Annotated in this window: 9 protein-coding genes; 2 read left to right on the top strand and 7 right to left on the bottom strand. The window is 64.1% G+C overall.

Annotated features, from left to right (window positions below):
* Window positions 1-86: 86 nt before the first annotated feature.
* Window positions 87-2,516, top strand: a complete 2,430-nt coding sequence (locus ABOC32_RS21750; RefSeq protein ID WP_426808815.1) for a TonB-dependent siderophore receptor — start codon at window positions 87-89, stop codon at window positions 2,514-2,516.
* A 32-nt stretch (window positions 2,517-2,548) separates the two neighbouring features.
* On the opposite strand, the gene ABOC32_RS21745 is transcribed toward ABOC32_RS21750, so the two are convergent.
* The 4 genes from ABOC32_RS21745 to ABOC32_RS21730 form a co-directional block, all read right to left on the bottom strand.
* The gene (locus ABOC32_RS21745) at window positions 2,549-3,412 is read right to left on the bottom strand and encodes a diguanylate cyclase domain-containing protein (RefSeq protein WP_426808814.1); all 864 of its coding nucleotides are present in this window, start codon (window positions 3,410-3,412) and stop codon (window positions 2,549-2,551) included.
* Window positions 3,413-3,641: 229 nt separating this feature from the next.
* Window positions 3,642-4,970 carry a TolC family outer membrane protein gene (locus tag ABOC32_RS21740; protein WP_426808813.1) on the bottom strand — a complete coding sequence of 443 codons (1,329 nt, stop codon included), beginning with the start codon at window positions 4,968-4,970 and terminating at the stop codon, window positions 3,642-3,644.
* 1 nt (window position 4,971) lies between these two features.
* A complete protein-coding gene (locus ABOC32_RS21735) occupies window positions 4,972-6,312 on the bottom strand; it encodes an HlyD family type I secretion periplasmic adaptor subunit (RefSeq protein ID WP_426808812.1) in 1,341 nt (446 codons plus the stop codon).
* 6 nt (window positions 6,313-6,318) lie between these two features.
* Window positions 6,319-8,055 (bottom strand): type I secretion system permease/ATPase, encoded by a 1,737-nt coding sequence (locus ABOC32_RS21730; protein ID WP_426808811.1) that lies wholly within the window; start codon window positions 8,053-8,055, stop codon window positions 6,319-6,321.
* A 520-nt stretch (window positions 8,056-8,575) separates the two neighbouring features.
* Here ABOC32_RS21730 and ABOC32_RS21725 point away from each other — a divergent pair.
* A complete protein-coding gene (locus ABOC32_RS21725) occupies window positions 8,576-19,402 on the top strand; it encodes a peroxidase family protein (RefSeq protein WP_426808810.1) in 10,827 nt (3,608 codons plus the stop codon).
* Window positions 19,403-19,599: 197 nt separating this feature from the next.
* On the opposite strand, the gene ABOC32_RS21720 is transcribed toward ABOC32_RS21725, so the two are convergent.
* Genes ABOC32_RS21720 through ABOC32_RS21710 form a run of 3 tightly spaced genes read right to left on the bottom strand, consistent with a single transcriptional unit; the run spans window position 19,600 to window position 21,915 of the window.
* Window positions 19,600-20,385, bottom strand: a complete 786-nt coding sequence (locus tag ABOC32_RS21720) for an ABC transporter ATP-binding protein (protein ID WP_426808809.1) — start codon at window positions 20,383-20,385, stop codon at window positions 19,600-19,602.
* Window positions 20,386-20,396: 11 nt separating this feature from the next.
* Window positions 20,397-21,152 carry an ABC transporter permease gene (locus tag ABOC32_RS21715; RefSeq protein WP_426808808.1) on the bottom strand — a complete coding sequence of 252 codons (756 nt, stop codon included), beginning with the start codon at window positions 21,150-21,152 and terminating at the stop codon, window positions 20,397-20,399.
* 10 nt (window positions 21,153-21,162) lie between these two features.
* Window positions 21,163-21,915, bottom strand: a complete 753-nt coding sequence (locus ABOC32_RS21710) for an ABC transporter permease (RefSeq protein ID WP_426808807.1) — start codon at window positions 21,913-21,915, stop codon at window positions 21,163-21,165.
* Window positions 21,916-22,091 lie beyond the last annotated feature (176 nt).

The following is a 22,091-nucleotide window of genomic DNA, read 5'->3' as shown; positions in this document are numbered from 1 at the left end:
AACGCCTTTATGGGTGATACTTTTTTCAGTCTCGGCTGGCAACAGGAATGAACACTTCCATTCCCAGCCAGAAGGACCCGCCTGTCATGCCTGTTGCAAGTCGTCCATTCCGTGAGCGTGCGTTAGCTGTAGCGGTGCGCAGCACACTCTTTGGTGCAGTTCTGGTATCAGGGGCTGGCTACCTTTTGCCCGCCATCGCGCAACCCCTGGATAGCGTGACCGTCCGCACTTACGAAATTGCCCCGGGCCCACTGGGGCGGGTATTGTCCAGCTTCGCGCTGGCCTCGGGCGTTGCGCTGTCGTTTGAACCGGCATTGACCGATGGCTTGCACAGCCCCGGGCTCAGCGGGGCCTATTCGGCGCGTGACGGTATCGCCCGGTTGCTTGCCGGCAGTGGCCTTGAGCTGGTGGAGCTGAGTAACGGCAATTATCAACTGATCCGCCAACCCAGCAGTGGTGAAGGCCTCACGCTGGCCGCCACGACCATTGACGCCAACAGCATGCGCCACGAAACACTGCCAGAGGCCTACGCCGGCGGACAGGTAGCGCGCGGCGGGCGGCTAGGCATGCTTGGCAACAAAGATGTGATGGATACGCCCTTCAACGTCACCAGCTACACCGCAAAAACCCTCGCCGACCTGCAGACGGTGACCGTGGCCGATGCCCTGGAGCGCGATCCCTCCGTGCGTTCCACCGGTCAGGCGGGTGGTATCGTCGATTCGTTCTTCATTCGCGGTTTCCCGGTGGGTGAAGGCAACCTGGGCGAGCTGGCCTTCGATGGTGTGTACGGCGTTGCCCCCAATTACCGCGTGTTCACCGAATATGCCGAGCGGGTCGAAGTGCTCAAGGGGCCGGGTGCCCTGATGTACGGTATTTCCCCGAACAGCGGCGTCGGCGGCGTGATCAATATCGTCCCCAAGCGCCCGCTTGCCGAGGATTTGACGCGTGTCACCGCCAGCTACAGTTCTGACACCCAGGTGGGTGGCCACCTCGACATCAGCCGCCGCTTCGGCGACCAGCGCCAATGGGGCGTGCGTTTCAACGGCAGCCTGGCCGAGGGCGACACGGCTATCGATGACCAGCAACGTGCGTTGGACATCGGCGCAATCGCCCTGGATTACCAAGGTGAGCGCTTGCGCCTGAACCTGGACTTCATCAGCCAGGAAGAACGGTGGGATGCTGCTTCGCGCCCCTTCACTGTCGCCCCCGGTTTCGGCGTACCCTCTGCCGCCAATGGCCGTACCAACCTGCCGCAGGACTGGGGTTGGTCGAGAACCACCGAGCAGTCAGCATTGCTGGGTGGGGAATATGACATCAGCGACGCGTTGACAGTGTTCGCCCATGCCGGCGGTGGCAGGGCAGATGTGGCGCGGATGTCCGACCAGGTTCCGCGGATCCTCAATGCGGCGGGTGACACCAGCAATATTCCCGGTTACTACAAGTTCAATGTCGACCGCTCCACCGCCGACGTCGGGCTGCGTGGGTTGTTTGAAACCGGGCCGGTCAACCACACGGTTACCGCCATGGCCACGCGGTATCAGGATGAGTTGTCCCGTGGCATCAACAACGGCACGGAAATACGCTCGAACATCTACCACCCGGTAGATGTGCCCAAGCAATACATCGCTGCGCCAAAGGTGGATCGGGTGTCTGAGGCCGAGCTGTCTGGCGTTGCCCTGACGGACACGTTGTCCGTACTCGACGACCGCGTGCAATTGACGCTGGGGGTGCGCCGGCAGGAAATCGAGTCACGCAACTACAGCACCACGGGTACGGTGACCTCGCGCTACAAAGACAGTGCAACCACCCCCGTGGTCGGCGTAGTGGTCAAACCGTGGGAAAACATTGCGCTTTACTACAACTATGTCGAAGGCCTGAGCAAAGGTGATGTCGCACCCGCCACGGCGAACAATGCCGGTGAAGCGTTCGCGCCTTACAAGACCAAACAGCACGAGCTGGGGGTGAAGTACGAGCACAACACCTTCATGACCACCTTGTCTGTATTCCAGATAGAGAAACCCAGTGGTGAACTTGGGGCTGGCAACCAGTTTTCAGTGCAGGCACAGCAGCGCAATCGCGGCATCGAGCTGAGCATGTTCGGTGAAGTTGCGCCGGGCACCCGGTTGCTGGGTGGCATGACAGTGCTGGACGGCAAACTGACCGATTCGGCGACGGCCGCCAACAAGGGCAACGACCCGGTCGGCGTGCCTGACGTGCAGGCCAACCTGTGGGCCGAGTGGGATACACCGTGGGCTGAAGGCGTCACGCTGACCGGTGGTGCCATCTATACCGGCAGCCAGTACATCAATCAGGCCAACACCCAGGAACTTGATGCCTGGACACGGTTCGACGTGGGCGCACGCTACGTCACCCGCATCGATGGCCACCCTACAACGTTCCGGGCGACGGTGCAGAACGTGTTCGACCGTGAGTACTGGTCGGGCGTGGCTTCGTATGGCGCGATATCGCCGGGTTACCCGAGGGCGCTGCAGCTGTCGGCCTCGGTTGACTTCTGATGTAGGTATGGCTCGAAGCGCAGGGGGTAGCGTTACCTGGTCGCCGTGTGTTTTCGTTTGACCCGGTACATGTCCCCATCGGCATGACGCAGCAGCATGTCGGCATCGTGGCCATCCTCAGGGAAGCGCGCCACGCCGATGCTGCAGGACGGCGCGTCGATACCGGACAACTCCATCCCGAGTGGCTCGGCCATGACCGCCAGAATGCGAACTACCTGCTCGGCAATGGCCTCTGGTGACGGGCAATCGGTCAACAGCACGGTGAACTCGTCACCGCCCATGCGCGCCACTGTGTCGGTTGCACGTACGCAGCCTTCCAGCCGACGCGCAAGCGTGCACAGCACCCGGTCACCCACAGCATGCCCGTGCACATCGTTGATTTCCTTGAAGTCATTGATATCCAGAAACAGCAACGCCAGCGTGCCATCGTGCTGCCGCGCTGTGGCAAGGGCACTGTCCAGCCGTTCATTGAACATGGCCCGGTTGGCCAGCCGGGTCAGCGGGTCGTGGTGGGCGAGGAAGCGCAGTTCATCTTCGGCCTGGCGCAAGGCGGTCACATCCCGCGCTACACCGATACGCGCCTCAGCCTCTTCGGACCAGCTGGCAGCCCACAGGATGTGCACGATGCCGCCATCCTTGCGCACATAGCGGTTACGGAAATCGTAATGGGGCTGGCCGTTCATCACCCGCACTATCGACGCGCGCGTGGCCGCGAGGTCCTCAGGGTGCATGTAGTCGGTGATCGGCGTGCCGATCATTTCGCAGGGCTTGTAACCCAGCAGCGCCTCGCAGGCATCGCTGACGAAGGCGATCTGGTTGTCCCTGTCGACCACGAACACGGTGTCCAGCATCAGGTGGATCAACCTGGGGTACAAGGCTTGAAGGTCTACGGGCATGGGGCAGGACGTCCGCGGCAAGGTGTCCGATCATAGCGCGAAGAAATGCGTCGCAGCTATCGTAGACTTGTAGCCCTGACACTGATGACCGTGCCCACCTCGGTACTCTGTAGGAGCAGCCTTGTGCTGCGAAGAGGCCCTTATGGTCGACGGAAATCTGTCGGTTTTGAGGGCCACTTCGCAGCACAAGGCTGCTCCTACAGGGATAGAGCATGCGTTCAGGTATTCATCAGTTGCTCACCATCAGCTCCGGCCCCAGGTAGTCGTTGACCTGCTGGATATCATCATCCCCCAGGCTACCCACCGACGACGCCAGGCGCAGCCGCGACATCAGGTAGTTCAGCTTGGCCTCGAACAGGTCATGGCGGGCGTCGAACAACAGTTCCTCGGCATTGAGCACATCCGAGTTGGTGCTGGTGCCGCCTTCCTTGAAGCCCTTGCGGGTCGAGGTCAGCGAGCGTTCGTTGGAGGCCACGGCCTTTTCCAGCGCATGGATGCGCAGGGCGCCGCTCTGCACGCCGCGGTACTCGCGGGTGGTGCCGGAAATCACCTCTTGGCGGGTAGCGTCCAGTTCATCCAGGGCTTTGGAACTGTTGGCGCTGGCCTGGCGGGTCAGGGCGCTGGTGCTGCCGCCGCTGTACAGCGGAATATTCAGCTCCAGGCCGATCGAGCTGTAGTGGTTGCGCTGGTTGAGCTCGGAAATCGACTGGCTGCTGCCGGCGTTATAGCCCGCCACGAAATCGAGGGTGGGGTAGTGACCGGCGCGGGCCCGTTTCACTTCTTCTTCGGCCAGCTCGTAGCTGTGCCGGCGCGCGTGAATCAGCGGGCTGTCGGCCTGGGCCTTGACCAGCCAGTCCTGCAGGTTGCCCGGCATCAGCGGTGGCGTACTGAAGCCCGGCTGCAAGGTGGTCAGCGACTCTGGGGTTTCACCGATGTATTCCTCCAGCTTGCGGCGGGCGTTGACCAGGTTGTCCTGGGCGTCGATCAGGTCGGCCTCCGCCAGGTCGCGGCGGGCCACCGACTCATCGACGTCGGTGATGGTGCCGGCGCCCAACTCCTTGCGCCGTTTCGCCGAAGCCAGCTGCTCCTCGAAGGCGTTCAGCTTGGCCTTGGCCAAGGTGATGGTTTCGCTGGCCAGCAGCACGTCGAAGTAGGCGTCGGCCAGGCGCACCGCAGCGTCCTGGCTCTTGGCGTCGAACACCGCCACGCTGTAGTCGGCGCGTTGCTGGCCCTGGCGGTACTCGGCCATCTTCTGCTTGTTGAACAGCGGTTGGCGCAGGCGCACATTGGCGCCCTTGGAATCGTAGTCCAGGTCGTTGTCCTGGCCGTTCTGGCGCTGGCTGCCATTGACCCGGTTGAAGTAGGCCGACGCGTTGATCTGCGGCAGCAGGCCGGCCTCGCCGATGGCGCGGTTTTCGCTGCCGGCTTCTTTTTCGTGCACCGCAGCGCGGTAGATCGGGCCTTGGTACTGCAGCAGGTCCCAGGCTTGCTTCAGGTCCATGGCACTGGCCTGTACGGCCACCCCCAGCAGGCACAACATCAGGCACGAGCGTTTCATGTCATTGCTCCTTGAACGCGGCGTCGACGCGTTCGAGCATGGGTTTGAGCAGGTAGCTGAGCAGGTTGCGCTCGCCGGTCTTGATGGTGACGGTGGCGGGCATGCCGGGGCGGATGTGGTTGCTGCCCAGCAGGCCCATACCGGCCGGCGTCACTTCTACCTGGGCCAGGTAGAACGGCTGCTTGCTTTCTTCGTCGAGCAGGCGGTCGGCGGAAATGGTCTTCACCCGCCCTGGTATGTTCGGCGTCTGTGCGTGGTTGAAGGCCGGGAAGGCGATGTCCACGGCCAGGCCCGGAACCATCTTGTCGATGGCCTGCACCGGGATCATCGCGTCCACCTGCAGCGGCTGGTCGAGCGGTACCACTTCCATGATCTTGGCGCCGGGCTGGATGATGCCGCCGACTGTCGCGATGCTCAGGCCCTGGACCATGCCGTCGATCGGCGAGCGGATCACCGTGTGCGTCACTTCGTAATCGAGCGCTCGCAACCGGTCGGCGAGGGTGGTGTTTTCCTTGGCGGTGTCGGTCAGTTGCGATTCCACTTCCTTCAGGTAGTCGTGCTGGCGCTGCAGCATGCGCAGCTTGATTTCGGTGGCCTGGCTGCGCGCGCGGGCAATGTTGTTGAGGTTTTCGGCCTGGCCGGCGGACAGGTCGGCATTGCTGCGCTCCAGTTCCAGCAGGCGGTTGCGCGGTACATAGCCTTCGGCGGCCAGCACCCGGGTGCCTTGCAGCTCCTGGTTGAGAAAGCCGATCTGCGAAGCGCGGGCGCCGTACACCTGTTGCAGGCCCTTGAGTTGCACGGCCGAGGCGGTGAGGTTTTCTTCGAGGATGCTCAGCTCGCCCGCCAGGCCGGCGCGACGGGTGTCGAGCAGGCGCTGTTGCAGGTCCATGGCCGCCAGTAGCCTTGGGTCATTGGCGTAATGCTGGAGCAGGGCAGGGTCGAAGGTGACCGTATCGCGGCCATCGCGTTCGGCTTCCAGGCGGTTTTCCACGGTCTTGCTGACGATGTACTGGGCACTGAGTGCGCCTTGTTCGGCCACGGCGCGCAACGCATCCAGGCGTACCACTTCCTGGCCTTTTTTAACCAGGTCGCCTTCGCGCACCAGGATCGCCTCGACCGTGCCGCCGCTCAGGTGCTGCACCGCCTTGCGGTTGCTGGTGACCTTGACCGTGCCGGTGGCAACCACGCCTGCGTCCAGTGGCGCCAGGCAAGACCACAGCAGGAAACCGCCAAAACCGGCGATCACCATCCATACGCCCCAGCGTGCCGGTCGGGCCACGTCCAGGTCGATCAGGTTCTTGGCTTCGGCGGGAATCAATTCGGAGTGTTGAGTCATCTGCATGATCGGTTACTCCCGTACTTTTACCGAAGCCAGCGGGGCCGCATTGGCCGCTGGAATCACGCTGGCCTTGCGCAGCGCCGCGAACACTTCGTCACGGCTGCCGAGCATGTGCACGGTGCCGTCGCGCAGCATCAGTATCTTGTCGACGGCGCACAGCACATTGGGCCGGTGGGAAATCAGGATCACCGTGGCGCCGCGCGTTTTCAGCTCGGCCAGCGCATCGACCAAGGCCTTCTCGCCGACGTCATCGAGGTTGGCGTTGGGCTCGTCCAGCACCACCAGGTTGGGCTCGCCGTACAGGGCGCGGGCCAGGGCGATGCGTTGCTTCTGGCCGCCGGACAGCGGGGTGCCGTCGGCGGCCAGGCGGGTGTCGTAGCCCTGCGGGAAGTGCAGGATCATGTCGTGCACGCCGCTGCTGCGGGCGGCACGGATCACCGCATCGCTGTCCACGTCGGCAAAGCGCGCGATGTTTTCGGCGATGGTGCCCTCGAACAGTTCCACGTCCTGCGGTAGGTAGCCCAGCCACGGGCCCAGTTCGGCCTTGTTCCAGGTGAAGATGTCGGCCCCGTCCAGGCGTACCTTGCCGGCCTGGGCCGGCCACACACCCACCAGCAGGCGGGCGAGGGTGGACTTGCCCGAGGCCGAAGGGCCGATGATGCCCAGGCTCTCACCCGGGACCAGGCTGAAGCTCACCCCGCGCACGATGCTGGTATTGGTGCCGGGTGCGCCGGCAATCACGTTTTCCACCGCCAGCATGCCCATCGGCCGTTGCAGCGACATGCTCGGTGGCCGTTGCGGGTAGTCCTGCAGCAGGTCGTTGAGCCGGCCCCAGGCCAAGCGGCAGCCCAACAGCTGCTTCCATGCGGCGATCACCTGTTCCACCGGGCCCAGGGCGCGGCCGGTCAGGATCGAGCAGGCGATCATCATGCCGGGGGTGATCTTGCCTTCGATCGCCAGCAGTGCGCCGGTCCCCAGGATCAGCGACTGCAGGGTGATACGCACGAAGCGCCCGGTGCTGCTGATCAGCGCCGCGCGGTCGGAGGCCAGGGTCTGCATCTGCAGGATGCGCAAGTGGCCCTGGTACCAGCGCTTGCCGATTGACGGCAGCATGCCCATGGCCTCGATCACTTCGGCGTTGCGCAGGTTGTTGTTGGCGTAGCTGGCCGACGACATGGACGCCTGATTGGCCTCGGCCAGTGGTTTTTGCGTGGCTCTTTCAGTGAGGTAGGCCAAGCCCACCAGGGTCAACGAGCCGATGGTCGTGACCAGCCCGAGCCAAGGGTGGATCAAGTAGCAGACCACCAGGTAGATCGGCGTCCAGGGGGCATCGAAGAAGGCGAACAGCCCGTTGCCGGTCAGAAACTGCCGCACCTGCGCCAGGTCATGCAGGGCCTGGGCCGGGTTGCCGCCGGCGCGGCTCAGGTTGCGCTCGAAGGCGGCACTGAAGATGCGTCGGTTGAGGTCCATGTCCAGGCAGTTGCCGACCCGGATCAGCACGCGGGTACGGGTCATCTCCAGCGCCGACATCAACAGGAACAACCCGACCACCAGCACGGTGAGCATGCCCAGGGTGGTGACGTTACGGCTGACCAGGGCGCGGTCGTACACCTGCAGCATGTACACCGCTGGCGTCAACATCATGACGTTTATCACGCCGCTGAAGGCGGCCAGGGCATAGAAACTGCGACGCAGGCGAAACAGTGTGTCAGACAGTTCAGAGCGGGTACGCGGCGGCTTGTGCATCGAAGGCCTCCCTTTTCACAAAACAGGGAGCCCTTGCGGCGCCCCGTACAGCGGTAGTCGTGGCTTCTGGTAGGTCGCAGGCGGGTGCGCCGCTGCGGTCTTGTTATAAGCAGCAGCGTAGGTTGCAACGAAACATTCAGTAATATCTTTTCGCTCTATAAATTCTTTGAACTTTTCATAAGTCTCCTGAAAACAGCTAGTTGCATCGCATTCTCAGGATTGGATATTTTTCTGACGGGATATTGACAAGGTTTTCGCCTACGACTTTAGTCTGATGTATTCGGACCCTGTGCGAGTTGGGATCGATACACGTGCGTTACACCTGTTTCGCACGATTAACAGGCCTCCCTCCCGGAACGGGGGGGCGGCTTGCCAGCAATGAGGCTGTGGCGCTAGCACGACAGCGTTGCGCCACTGAGCCCAGAACCACAAACCAGATACTGCGCACGTCAACACTGACTGGGCGCGGGATGGACCCTGTTGCCCTGTGATTTCTCCCGAAAGATCGAGGGCAATTGCAATGGCCAATTTCAGCAAGTCGGACCTGGAGTTCATTCTCAAACAAATCTTCATCGCCGAAGCCCATGCTGACGGCGCCAGCCTGAGCGACCTGCTGCCCAACAGCCAGGTACCGTTCGGCCTGCGCACCGTCGACGGCAGCTTCAACAACCTGGTGGCCGGGCAGAGCGAGTTCGGCGCTGCCGACAATTCGTTCCTGCGCCTGCTCGATGCCTCCTACCGTGCCAACTACGTGGGCACCGGCAACGTCGTCGATTCGCAGCCGCGCACCATCAGCAACCTGATCGTCGACCAGACCGCCAACAACCCGGCTGCGGTCGAGGCCAATGGCGGCGCTGCGCCGGTGATAAGCCCAGGTATCGACGGGGTGTTCGGCACCGCCGACGACAAGCCGGTGTTCTTCATCCCCAATGTCTCGCCGGACGTGGGCCTGACTGCCGGCTTCAACGCCTGGATGACGTTCTTCGGGCAGTTCTTCGACCACGGCCTGGACCTGGTCACCAAGAGCAGCACCGACATCGTGTTCATCCCGCTGCGCCCGGACGACCCGCTGTATGTGGCCGGCAGCCCGACCAACTTCATGGTGCTGTCACGCGCCGTACGCACCGCCGGCGCCGATGGTGTGCTGGGCACGGCCGACGATAGCCAGCCCAACACCACCTCGCCGTTCGTGGACCAGAGCCAGACCTACAGCTCGCACCCCTCGCACCAGGTATTCCTGCGCGAGTACACGCTCGATGGCGCGGGCGACCCGGTGGCCACAGGCCGGCTGATCACCAACCGCGATCTTGGCGCGGACGGCAAGTTCGGCACCGCCGACGATGGCAACAGCGAAAACGGCGGCATGGCCACCTGGGCGGTGGTCAAGGCCCAGGCCCGTGACCTGCTGGGCATCAACCTGACCGACGCCGACGTGCACAGCGTGCCGTTGCTGGCCACCGATGCCTACGGCAACTTCCTGCGCGGGCCCAACGGCATGCCGCAGGTGGTCATGCGCGTGAACAACGGCGCCGACGGTATTGCCGACACCGCCGACGACGTCACGACGCTGGTCGAAGGCAACCGCGCCGCGCCCATCAGCCTGGCCAATGCCGTGAGCACCGGGCATGGCTTTTTGGACGACATCGCCCATAACGCCGCGCCTGTGGTGGTTGGCGGCGTGTTGCAGGCCGACACCGACATTGCCGTTGGCAACGCGCAGCCTGTGGGCCCGGGCGGCAACAACCTGACCTACGACAACGAACTGCTCGACGCCCACTACATCGCCGGTGACGGTCGGGTAAACGAAAACATCGGCCTGACCGCCGTGCACCATGTGTTCCACTCCGAGCACAACCGCCTGGTGCAGCAGACCAAAGACACCCTGCTGGCCGCAGGCGACCTGGCGTTCCTCAACGAATGGCTGATCGACGACGTCACCGCCATCCCCACCACGCCTGCCGGCATCGCCGCGCTGGTGTGGGACGGCGAGCGGCTGTTCCAGGCGGCCAAGTTCGGCACCGAAATGCAGTACCAGCACCTGGTGTTCGAAGAGTTCGCCCGCACCATCCAGCCACAGATCGACGAGTTCCTGGCCCCCAACGGCTACGACACCTCGATCAACCCGGCCATCCTGGCTGAGTTCGCCCATGTGGTGTACCGCTTCGGCCACTCGATGCTGACCGAAACCGTTGACCGCTTCGACCCGGCATTCAACCCGGTGTCGGCCGACCCCGACAACCCTGACCAGCAACTGGGCCTGATTGCCGCCTTCCTCAACCCGCTGGCGTTTGCGGGCAGCGGTGCCACCGCCGACGAAGCGGCCGGCGCGATCATCCGCGGCGTGACCCGCCAGCTGGGCAACGAAATCGACGAGTTCGTCACCGAAGCCCTGCGCAACAACCTGCTGGGCCTGCCGCTGGACCTGCCCGCGCTGAACATCGCCCGGGGCCGTGACACCGGTATCCCCAGCCTGAACGAGGCACGCCGCGAGTTCTACGCGGCAACGGGCGACAGCCAGCTCAAGCCCTACATCAGCTGGGCCGACTTTGCCGACCACCTCAAGCACCCGGCATCGCTGATCAACTTCATCGCCGCTTACGGCACTCACTCCACCATCACCGGGGCCACTACCGAGGCGGACAAACGCGCCGCCGCCGTGGCGCTGGTGCTTGGTGGTAGCGGCTCACCGCTCGACCGCCTGGACTTCCTCAACGGCACCGGCGCCTATGCCAACGTGACGCTGGCCGGCAAAGACGGCATCGCCGGCACGGCCGACGACATTACCGGCGTGACCGTGACCGGGGTCGATGCCATCGACTTCTGGGTCGGCGGTCTGGCCGAGAAGAAAATGCCCTTTGGCGGCATGCTGGGCTCCAGCTTCAACTTCGTCTTCGAGACCCAGCTGGAAGCGCTGCAGAACGGCGACCGCTTCTACTACCTGTCGCGTACGGCGGGCATGAACTTCGGTACGGAACTGGAGAACAACTCCTTTGCCAAGCTGATCATGGCCAACTCCGACGTCACCCACCTGTCCAACACCGTGTTCCTCACGCCCACCTTCACCCTGGAAGTGAATCAAGCCAACCAGTTCACCGGCCTGGGTGCCGACGGCAAGGCCGACCCGACTGGCGGCATCGAAATAAACGGGGTTGAAATCGTACCGCTGGTGATTCGCAACAACCCTGACACCGTTGACCCCGACGCCAACTACCTGCACTACACCGGTGAAGACCATGTGGTGCTGGGCGGCACTGCCGGCAACGACATCATCATCTCGGGCGATGGCGACGATACCCTTTACGGCGATGCCGGCGACGACGTCCTCGAAGGCGGCGCGGGCAACGACGCGGTGCTGGGTGGTGCCGGCGACGACATCATCACCGACGCGTTCGGCGACAACCGCCTGGAGGGTAACGCCGGTAACGACGTGATCGTCGCCGGCAGCATGCTCGCGGCCGGGAACTTGATCCTGGGGGGCGACGGCCAGGACTTCATCATCACCACCGAGGACATCTCCACCACCTTCGGTGGCCAGGGCGATGACTTCATCCTCGGCGCCAAGACCAACCTGCCACCTACCGGCAACGAGGGCGACGACTGGATCGAGAAGGGTACCCAGGACGGTGCGCCTGGCGACAACTTTGCGCCGCTGCTGGGTGACGAGGTGGTCGGCAACGACATCTTCGTCGGTGGCGGCGGCTTTGACGAAATGATCGGCGAGGGCGGCGACGACATCTTTGTCGGCAGCGATGCCCAGGACAAGATGGACGGCATGTCCGGCTTCGACTGGATCACCAACAAGAACGACAAGGTAGGCGTCACCGTTGACCTGAGCCTGGCAGCGCTGGCTCAGCCCCATGGCAATGCGCCAAACCAGAACGCCGGGGTGTTCAACCCGGTCGGCGCCTCGCCGGCCAGCATCCTCGACCGCTTTGCCGAGGTCGAAGGGGTGTCCGGTTCGAACTACGCCGATGTGCTCAAGGGCGATAACGTCGATGCCGTGACCATCCTCAACCATGGCGGTGCCACCGGCAGTGCGTTGACCAACGTCGCGCTGATCCGTGGGCTGCAGCAGTTCCTGGCGGATGCCGGGTTGCCGACCACAGGCTTTGCCACCGGCAACATCATGCTCGGCGGCAATGGCAGCGACCTGATCGAAGGCCGTGGCGGCGACGACCTGATCGACGGCGACAAGTGGCTGAACGTGCGCATTGCCGTGTACGCCCCGGGCGACGTCAACCACACCGGGCCCGAGATCGCCAGCTTCGACAGCATGGTCGACATGATCCCGTTCATGCTCGACCGCACCTACAACCCAGGCCAGCTTAAAGCCGTGCGGGAAATCCTGCCCGGTACCTCCACGGGCGGCGCAGCCTTTGACACGGCCATATTCTCGGGCGTGCAGAGTGAGTATGTAGTCACCCAGAACACCAAGGGTACCGCGGACGTTGCCGATGATGTCTGGACGGTGACCGATACCGTGGCCGGCCGCGACGGCGTCGACACACTGCTGCACATCGAACGCCTGCAGTTCGCCGATAGCCAGCGCGTATTGGTAACAGGCGTGAACGCGCAGCCCACGGGCAGCCCGACCATCACCGATGGCAACGGTGCTGCAATCACTGTGGGTGACCTGCTCACGGTCAGCGTGGCCGGTGTACGTGATGCCGACAACATCAGTGCGGGCAACCCCCTGGGTACCCTTGGCGACCGGTCGGTGTCGTACTACTGGCAGTTCGAGTCTGACCCGGGCAGTGGCGTATTCGAGGACATCATTCTGCTGCCGGCCGGTGACCTGGCGTTCCAGAGCGCCGATGGCACCGCGTTCAAGGTGTCGCCAGACCTGGCCGGGCTGAGCCTGCGGGTCAAGGCCATCTACCAGGACGCCCATGGCGCCACCGAAATACTCTACTCCGCGCCAACCGCGGTGGTGGCGGCGGGTGCCCCCGTGGTGCCGACGCCAGCCACCCCGGTCGTGGATGCCACGGCAGGGGGCGAGGGGCTGCACATGGTGCGCTCCGACCTCAACTTCATCCTCGACCAGATCAAGATCGCCGAGGCCGATGCCGCCGGGCAGGACATCCTGTCGCTGATCCCCAACATCCGCGCACCCTTGGGCCTGCGTGCGGTCGATGGTTCGAACAACAACCTGATGAACCTCAACGGCAACAACCACACCCAGTTCGGTGCTGCCGACAACGTGTTCCCGCGCCTGACCGACCCGGTGTTCAACCCCGCAGAAGGCGCCCCGGCCGGCTTCTTCGGCCCTGGCTCGCCGGCCATCCCCGGCTCGTCGTACCAGCAGACCAGTGGCCCGGTGTTCGACTCGCAGCCGCGCACCATCAGTAACCTGATCGTCGACCAGACCTCCAACAACCCGGCAGCCTATGCCACCGCGTATGACCCAGGTGCCGATGGCGTGCTCAACTTCGGCACACCTGGCAACGACGACGTGCTCAAGGACGGCGTGCGCATCGTCGCCAGCCCGGGCATGGACGGCCAGTTCGGCACCACCGACGACCACGATGTGTACCTGTTCGAAAACACCGCTGCCGATGCCGGCCTGTCCGCGCCGTTCAACGCCTGGATGACCTTCTTCGGGCAGTTCTTCGACCATGGCCTGGACCTGGTCACCAAGGGTGGCTCGGGTACCATCTACATCCCGCTGCAACCCGATGACCCGCTCTACGTGGAAGGTGGTTTCACCAACTTCATGGTGGTGACCCGTGCGACCAACCTGCCCGGGCCGGATGGCATCCTTGGCAACGCCGACGACATCCACGAGCACACCAACACCACCACACCGTTCGTGGACCAGAACCAGACCTACAGCTCTCACCCCTCGCACCAGGTGTTCCTGCGTGCCTACATGTTGACCGATGACGGCCCCGTTGCCACGGGCCGGCTGCTCACCAACCGTGACCTGGGCGCCGATGCCAGGTTCGGCACTGGCGACGACACCGAAATCGGCGGCATGGCCACCTGGAAAGTGCTCAAGGCCCAGGCCCGTGACGTACTTGGCATCAACCTGACGGATGCCGACGTCGACAACGTGCCGCTGCTGGCCACCGACGCCTACGGCAACTTCATCAAGGGGCCGAACGGCTATCCGATGGTGGTGATGAAGGGCCTCGACGGCATTGCCGGCACTGCCGATGACCAACAGGTCAAAGGCAACCCGCTGGCACCGCTCGACCTGACCAACGCCGTGCGCACGGGGCACCAGTTCCTCGCCGACATTGCCCATAACGCGGTACCCGTGTTCAGTGGTGGGGTGTTGGCGCCGGATGCAGACAACGTTGCCGGCAACGCTGTGCCGGTCAACCCACAGACCGGTGCCAACCTGGCCTACGACAACGAACTGCTGGACGCGCATTACGTCGCCGGCGACGGTCGGGTCAACGAGAACATCGGCCTGACTGCCGTGCATGCGATCTTCCACTCCGAGCACAACCGGCTGGTGGCGCAGACCATGGACACCGTGCTCGACTCGCACGACCTGGCCTTCCTCAACGAATGGCTGCTCAACCCGGTCACCGCATTGCCGGTTACCCCGGCCGAGATCGACGCACTGGTATGGAACGGCGAGCGGTTGTTCCAGGCGGCCAAGTTCGGTACCGAGATGCAGTACCAGCACCTGGTGTTCGAGGAATTCGCCCGTACCGTGCAACCACGGGTCGACCTGTTCTTTGCCCCGACCCAGGTGTACGACGTCGACCTCGATGCGTCGATCGTGGCCGAATTCGCCCACACGGTGTACCGCTTCGGCCACTCGATGCTGACCGAGACTGTCGATCGCTACGACATCGACTTCAACGTCATCAAGGACCCGGCCAGCGCCAACCCTGACCAGCAACTGGGCCTGATCGCCGCGTTCCTCAACCCGTTGGCCTATGCCGCCAGTGGTGTCACCCCCGAGGATGCCACCAGCGCCATCGTACGCGGGGTCACCCGCCAGGGTGGCAACGAAATCGACGAGTTCGTCACCGAGGCGCTGCGCAACAACCTGCTTGGCCTGCCACTGGACCTGCCGGCGATCAACATCGCCCGTGGCCGTGACGTGGGCATCCCTTCGCTGAACGCCGTGCGCCGCGACATCTACGGGCAAACCGGTGATACCCAGCTCAAGCCGTACACCAGCTGGGTCGACCTGGTGCAGCACCTGAAGCACCCCGAGTCGCTGATCAACTTCATTGCGGCTTATGGCACCCATAGCACCATCACCGGGGCCACCACACTGCTGGAAAAACGCACCGCGGCCATGGCCCTGGTGTTCGGCGGCGATGGCGCGCCGGCCGACCGCCTGGACTTCCTCAACAGCAGCGGTACCTGGGCAAATGTAAACCTGCCCGGCAAGGATGGTGTGCTGGGCACCGCCGATGACCTGAAGGCGGTAACCATCACCGGTGTCGATGCCATCGACCTGTGGATCGGCGGCCTGGCCGAAGAGAAAACCCCGTTCGGCGGCATGCTCGGCAGCACCTTCAACTTCGTGTTCGAAAACCAGATGGAGAAACTGCAGGACGGCGACCGCTTCTACTACCTGGAGCGCACCTCCGGCCTGTCGATGAACGCCGAGCTGGAAAGCAACTCGTTCGCCAAGCTGATCATGGCCAACACCTCGGCCACCCACCTGCCCGGGCTGGTGTTCTCCGATCCGGGCTTCTACCTGGAAGTCGACCAGAGCAAGCAGTTCAACGAAGGCCTGGGCAATGCCGACCCGCTGGGCGAAAACGGCGAGCAGGTAGTGTTCCGCGACAGCCCGCTGACGGCTGGCCCGGACACCCACTACATCCGCTATGCCGGCGCCGAGCACATCGTGCTGGGCGGCACCAACGGTGACGACATCCTGGTGTCCAGCGAAGGTGACGACACGGTCTGGGGCGATGCTGGCGACGACCGCATCGAGGGGGGAGACGGCAACGACCAGCTGCGCGGTGGTGCCGGCGACGACATCATCAGCGACATGGGCGGTGACGACAACATCCAGGGCGGCGACGGCAACGATGTGCTGCACGGCGGCAATGGCGTCAACCTGATCATCGGCGGTTTCGGCAACGACTTCATCGTCACCGGTGAAGATGCCTCCGAAGCCATTGGCGGCCAGGGCAACGACTTTATCCTGGGCAGCAAGGCCAACGAGCAGGACATGGGTAACGAAGGTGACGACTGGATCGAGAAGGGCACCTCGGACGGTGCGCCTGGCGACAACTTCGACCCGCTCGGCAACGACCCCATCATCGGCAACGACGTGTTCATCGGCGGCAACGAAAACGACAAGTTCAACGGTGAAGGCGGCGACGACATCATGGTCGGCAGCCTGGGCTTTGGTGACCGCTACATCGGTGGGTCGGGCTACGACTGGGCAACCTTCAAAGGCCTGGCCCAGGGCGTGACCATCGATTACAGCGACCGCTTCTTCGATGTGCCGCCGGTACCGGGCTCGGGCGCTTCGGCGCTGGTGCGCTTCGACATCATGGAGGGCCTGTCAGGTTCGGCCCATGGCGACTTCCTGCGCGGTGACAATGAAGATGCCACTTCGCTGCCCACCGCTGGCGCCACCGGTAGTGTGCTGACCAACATCAACCTGATCAACGGCCTGTCCAGCCTGCTGGCTGCGGGGGCAACGTTCTACGATGGCGGCAACATCATCCTCGGCGGCAGCGGCAGCGACCTGATCGAAGGCCGGGGCGGCGACGACATCCTCGACGGTGACAAGTGGCTGAACGTGCGCATCAGCGTGCGCGCCAACCACGATGGCACCGGCCCGGAAATCGCCAGCTACGACAGCATGGAGCCGATGGTGCCGCTGATGCTCAACGGCACCTACAACCCAGGCCAGCTGGTGATCGTGCGGGAGATCCTCAACGGCACCGACAACTACGACACGGCGGTGTTCTCGGGGGTAGCCACCGATTACAGCGTGGTAGTCGATGGCAATGCGGTGATCGTCACCGACCTGGTGGCCGGGCGCGATGGTGTCGACCACCTGACCGGCATCGAGCGGCTGCAGTTCTCTGACCGCTCGCAAGCCTCTGGCGTGGGAACCGCCGTCAACGCTGGCCCCACGGGGCACCTGGTGATTCTCGACGCTGCCACCGGGGTGCGTGACGATACGCCGGTCAGCGGCCAACTGCTGCGCGTGACACCCCTGGCGGTACATGATGCGGACAACGTCAGCGCCGCCAACACGACCGGCGCGGTCAACGGCCCTGTAGCCTATTACTGGCAGGTGGAGACCCTGCCGGGTTCGGGTGTCTATGAAGACATCACCTTCGTCGCTGCCGGCGAGGTTTCGCGGGCCATCGGTACTACCTACCGGGTCACGGACGATGTGGCTGGCCTGAGCATCCGCGTACGTGCGGTGTATCAGGACGCCAAGGGGACGCTGGAAATCGTCGACTCGTCGCCGAACAGCGCGCCGAGTGCCGGGCCGACCGTAACCGGGTTGCTGGTGCAAAACCAGACGCTTACCGCCAACCCGGCAACCATCGTCGATGCCGACGGCCTGAGCAACCCGCAGTTCACCTTCCAGTGGCAGTCCAATCGGGGTGTGGGCTGGGTCAACATCGTTGGCGCCATCAGCAGCACCTTTGTCCTTACCCAGGCGCAAGTGGGGCAGAACATGCGGGTTGTGGTCAGCTATGTGGATGACTTTGGCGTGCACGAAAGCGTCGCCTCCGACATCCTCGACCCGGTCGCCAACGTCAACGATGCACCGACCGGTGCAGTGTTTATCAGTGACACCACGCCAGACCAGGGCCAGACGCTGACCGCGCTCACGGGCGGTATCGCCGATCTGGACGGGCTTGGTGCCTTCAGCTTCCAGTGGCAGCAGGGCACCGGTGGCGTCTTCAGCAACATAGTCGGGGCCACGGCCGCCACCTTTACCCCGGGCTTCGCCCAGGGCAACCAGCAGTTGCGGGTGATCGTGCGCTACACCGATGGCTTCGGCACCCTGGAGTCGTTGACCTCCGCCGCGACGGCCGCCGTGGTGGTACCGCCAGGTGTGACACTGGTGGGCACCAACGCAGCCAACACCCTGACCGGCACGGCGGGCAACGACGTGATTTCGGGCTTGGGCGGCAACGACACGCTCAATGGCCTGGGCGGTGCCGACCAGTTGTTCGGCGGGCTTGGCAACGACATCCTCAACGGCGGGGACGACCCGGACGTCCTCAATGGCGACGATGGCAACGATACCCTGAACGGTGGGCTTGGCGCGGATGCCATGAACGGCGGTGCCGGCAACGACACCTTCGTGGTCGACAACGTGGGTGACACGGTGACGGAGGCGCTGAACGGTGGCACCGACCTGGTGCAGACCAGCCTGGCCACCTACACCCTGGGTGCCAACGTCGAAAACCTGACCTACACCGGCAGCAGCAGCTTTACCGGTACCGGCAACGCGCTGGCCAACACCATTACCGGCGGCGCCGGCAACGACCTGCTAAGCGGCGGTGCAGGTGCCGATCGGCTGGTGGGTGGCGTGGGCAACGACACCTATGTGGTGGATGATGCCGGGGACGCTGTGGTCGAGGCCACTGGCGCAGGCACTGACCTGGTGCGTACCACGCTGGCCAGCTACACCCTGGCCGCCAACGTCGAGAACCTGACGTATACCGGTGTGGGCAACTTCACCGGCACCGGTAATGGCCTGGCCAACATCATCAACGGCGCGGCGGGCAATGACACGCTCGCCGGTGACGGTGGCAACGACATCCTCAACGGCAACGCCGGCAACGACACACTCAATGGTGACGCCGGTAACGACCAGTTGTTCGGCGGCCTGGGTGCCGACCGCCTGAACGGTGGTGGTGGCGATGACAGCCTCGATGGCGGCGACGGCAATGACACGCTGTTGGGGGATGCCGGCAACGACACCCTGCTGGGCGGCATTGGTGATGACAGCCTGGACGGCGGCAACGGCAACGACACACTGCAAGGTGGCGATGGCAACGACACGCTGTTTGGTGACGTCGGAACCGACACCTTGATTGGGGGCGCCGGTAACGACTTCCTCAACGGTGCGGCGGGCAACGACACGGTGGTGGGGGGGGCCGGCAACGACACGATGATGGCCACTGACGGCAACGATGTGTTCCAGTTTGCGGCCGGCTTCGGCAACGACCTGATCATCAACTTCGATGCCATTGCGGCAGGTGGCCAGGACCGGCTGGATATCACCGCCCTCAACATCACCGCAGCGACCTTCGCCGCCAGCGTTACCATCGCCGATGTTGGCGCTGATACGCTGGTTCACATCGGCGCTGCCGACTCCATCCGCCTGGTGGGGGTGGCGGATGCGACCACGGTGACCGCCGCAGATTTCATCCTGGCGGGGTGAGGGGTTGAACGAGAAGTTGTTGGCTTGAACGCAGGGGCTGCTGCGCAGCCCTTCGCGGCTTAGCCCGCTCTCACAGCGGTAGCGTGATGTCAGACCACACGCGGCCTCTGTGGGAGCGGGTTCACCCGCGAATACGATGTTGGATGTGCCGACGCTTTCGCGGGTAAACCCGCTCCCACAGAGGCTTGCTTTAGCCATCAATGTCCCACCAGTTCCCCCAGCAATCGCTGCTTGTACCCCTGCAACACCTGGCTGTCCCGCTGGCGCGGGTGCGGCAGGTCGATACGCAAATCCTCGCGAATCCGACCCGGGTGCGCATCCATCACGATCACCCGGTCACCCAGGAACAGGGCTTCTTCAATGTCGTGAGTCACCATGATCACCGTGCAACGCTCCTGCACCCAGATGCGCTGCAACTCCTGTTGCAGCCGCACCCGGGTCAGCGCGTCCAGCGCGCCGAGCGGTTCGTCCAGCAACAGCACCTTGGGCTTGTTCACCAGCGCCCGGGCAATGGCCGCGCGTTGGGCCATGCCGCCGGACAGCTGGTGCGGGTAGGCCTGCTCGTAACCACTCAGGCCAACCAGTTCGATGTGCTCGGCCACCAGGCGGTTTTTCTCGACCGCCGGCAGTGCATGGTTTTTCAAGGCCAAGGCAATGTTCTGCTGCAAGGTCATCCACGGGAACAGGCGGTGGTCCTGGAACACGATGCCGCGCTCCAGGCCCGGCCCGCGCACGGGTTGCCGGTCCAGCAGGATCTGCCCCTGGTAGTCCTGGTCGAGCCCGACAATCAGCCGCAGCAGGGTGGATTTGCCACAGCCGCTGGCGCCGAGGATGCTGACGAATTCGCCAGGGCGGATGTCCAGGTCGATGCCTTCGAGCACCGGCACCTGCTTGCCCTTGAGCGGGTACGCCTTGTTCAGGCCGCGAATGGTCAGCGCGCCAGTGCTGGCGGTGGTGGGTAAAGCGTGGGCGATGGCGTTCATGGTCGGGCCTTTCAATGGTGGGTGCGCCAGCGCAGCAGGCGGCGGGTGAGCAGGTTGCACAGCCAGGACATCAGGTAGCCACTCAGGCCGATGCACAGCACGCAGACCACGATGATCTCCATGCGCGCGGCGGCTTCGGCGTTCATCATCAGGCTGCCGAGGCCGGCCCCGGCGGACAGGAACAGCTCGCTGCCCACCGAGGTTACCCAGGCGAAGGCCAAGGCTTGCAGCACCCCGGCGGCAATGCCTGGCAGTGCGGCGGGCAACAGGATCAGCCAGAGCTGCTGCCAGCGGCTAAGCATTAGTACCCGTGCCACTTCGCGGTGCTGGCCGGCGACCTGGCGCAGGCTTTCGAAGGTGTTGAGCACCATCGGGTACAGCGCTGCCAGGCTTACGATCAGCAGCTTGGCGCCTTCGCCGTTACCCAGCCACAAGGCGATCAGCGGGATCCAGCCCAGCATCGGCACCTGGCGCAAGGCATGGAACAGCGGCGCGATCAGGCGGTTGGCGGGGGAAGACAGGGCCATCAACGCACCCAGCCCGACACCGCCGACAATGCCGATGGCAAGGCCGCTGCAGGTACGCAACAGGCTTGCCCACAGGTTGACCAGCAGTTCGCCGCTGCCCAGCAGTTCGGCCAGTGCCGTGCCCACCTGCGCCAGTGGCACGAAGGCATAGGCCCCGGCTGCGCCTTGGCGAGAGGCATACTCCCAGGCGCCGAGCAGCAGCAGCGGCAGTACCAGGCTACGCAAATCAGGTCGTTTCATCACAGCTTCCTCAACGGCTTTGCCAGGCGGACAGGTGGCGTTCCACGCGTCGCAGGGTGAAGTCCAGGCTGAAGCCAATCAGCCCGGTCAGCACCACGCCGACCATCACTACATCGATGCGCAGCATCTGCCGGCCCATCTCGATCATCTGCCCCAGGCCGCTGTCGGCCGCCAGTAGCTCGCACGCCACCAGCACTACCCAGGCGCGGGTCAGTGCCACGCGTATACCGGTGACAATCGCCGGCACCGCAGCGGGCAGGGCAATCCGCCCCACCAGCGTCGGCCAGCGCAAGCGGTACACCGCGGCCACTTCAAAATGACTGCGCGGGATTGCGCGGATACCTTCGCAGGTGGCCAGTGCCACCGGGAAAAACGCAGTCTTGGCGACGATGACCACCTTGAAGGTTTCGTCCACGCCAAACAGCAGCACGAACATCGGGATCAGCGCGATGCTGGGCACCTGGCGCAGGGTGTGGAACAGCGGGGCGCAGTAGGCCTCCACGGTTTTCGACAGGGCCAGCGCCGCGCCAAAGCCAAGGCCGGCCAGCGCGCCGCCAGTGAAACCCAGGGCCAGCCGCGACAGGCTGCCGGCCAGGTGTTCCTGAAGCTCGCCGGTTGCTAGCAGGTCGTTGAGGCTGTGCCACACCTCCAACGGCGGGATAAGCAGGTTGGCCGGGAACAGCCCGGCATTGGCCACCACGGCCCAGAAAGTAAGCAGGGCCAGGGGGGAGATGAACCAGGAAAGACGAGAGAGCACGCACATGGCTGGCCTTGGGAAAGCAGAGGGTAGAGGGGTATCGCAAGAGCTGTGCCAGGCGGCGAAAGCCCCGGTTTGCGGGGCTGGAGGGCGAGGGTGGTGCGTGGGCAGCAACGAGGTGCTGCTAGAGCAGCAGTCAGTCAGCAGCATCGGTGCTGGCTTCTTCGCGGGCCTGCCCGCTC

Source organism: Pseudomonas sp. WOUb67 (assembly GCF_050058005.1).
Taxonomy (GTDB): Bacteria; Pseudomonadota; Gammaproteobacteria; order Pseudomonadales; family Pseudomonadaceae; genus Aquipseudomonas; species Aquipseudomonas putida_R.
This window is presented reverse-complemented; position numbering and strand designations above follow the sequence as displayed.

Excerpts from the sequence above, each read along its gene's own strand:
- ABOC32_RS21750 (WP_426808815.1), top strand. The coding sequence starts at position 87 with ATGCCTGTTGCAAGTCGTCCATTCCGTGAGCGTGCGTTAGCTGTAGCG.
- ABOC32_RS21745 (WP_426808814.1), bottom strand. The coding sequence starts at position 3,412 with ATGCCCGTAGACCTTCAAGCCTTGTACCCCAGGTTGATCCACCTGATG.
- ABOC32_RS21740 (WP_426808813.1), bottom strand. The coding sequence starts at position 4,970 with ATGAAACGCTCGTGCCTGATGTTGTGCCTGCTGGGGGTGGCCGTACAG.
- ABOC32_RS21735 (WP_426808812.1), bottom strand. The coding sequence starts at position 6,312 with ATGCAGATGACTCAACACTCCGAATTGATTCCCGCCGAAGCCAAGAAC.
- ABOC32_RS21730 (WP_426808811.1), bottom strand. The coding sequence starts at position 8,055 with ATGCACAAGCCGCCGCGTACCCGCTCTGAACTGTCTGACACACTGTTT.
- ABOC32_RS21725 (WP_426808810.1), top strand. The coding sequence starts at position 8,576 with ATGGCCAATTTCAGCAAGTCGGACCTGGAGTTCATTCTCAAACAAATC.
- ABOC32_RS21720 (WP_426808809.1), bottom strand. The coding sequence starts at position 20,385 with ATGAACGCCATCGCCCACGCTTTACCCACCACCGCCAGCACTGGCGCG.
- ABOC32_RS21715 (WP_426808808.1), bottom strand. The coding sequence starts at position 21,152 with ATGAAACGACCTGATTTGCGTAGCCTGGTACTGCCGCTGCTGCTGCTC.
- ABOC32_RS21710 (WP_426808807.1), bottom strand. The coding sequence starts at position 21,915 with ATGTGCGTGCTCTCTCGTCTTTCCTGGTTCATCTCCCCCCTGGCCCTG.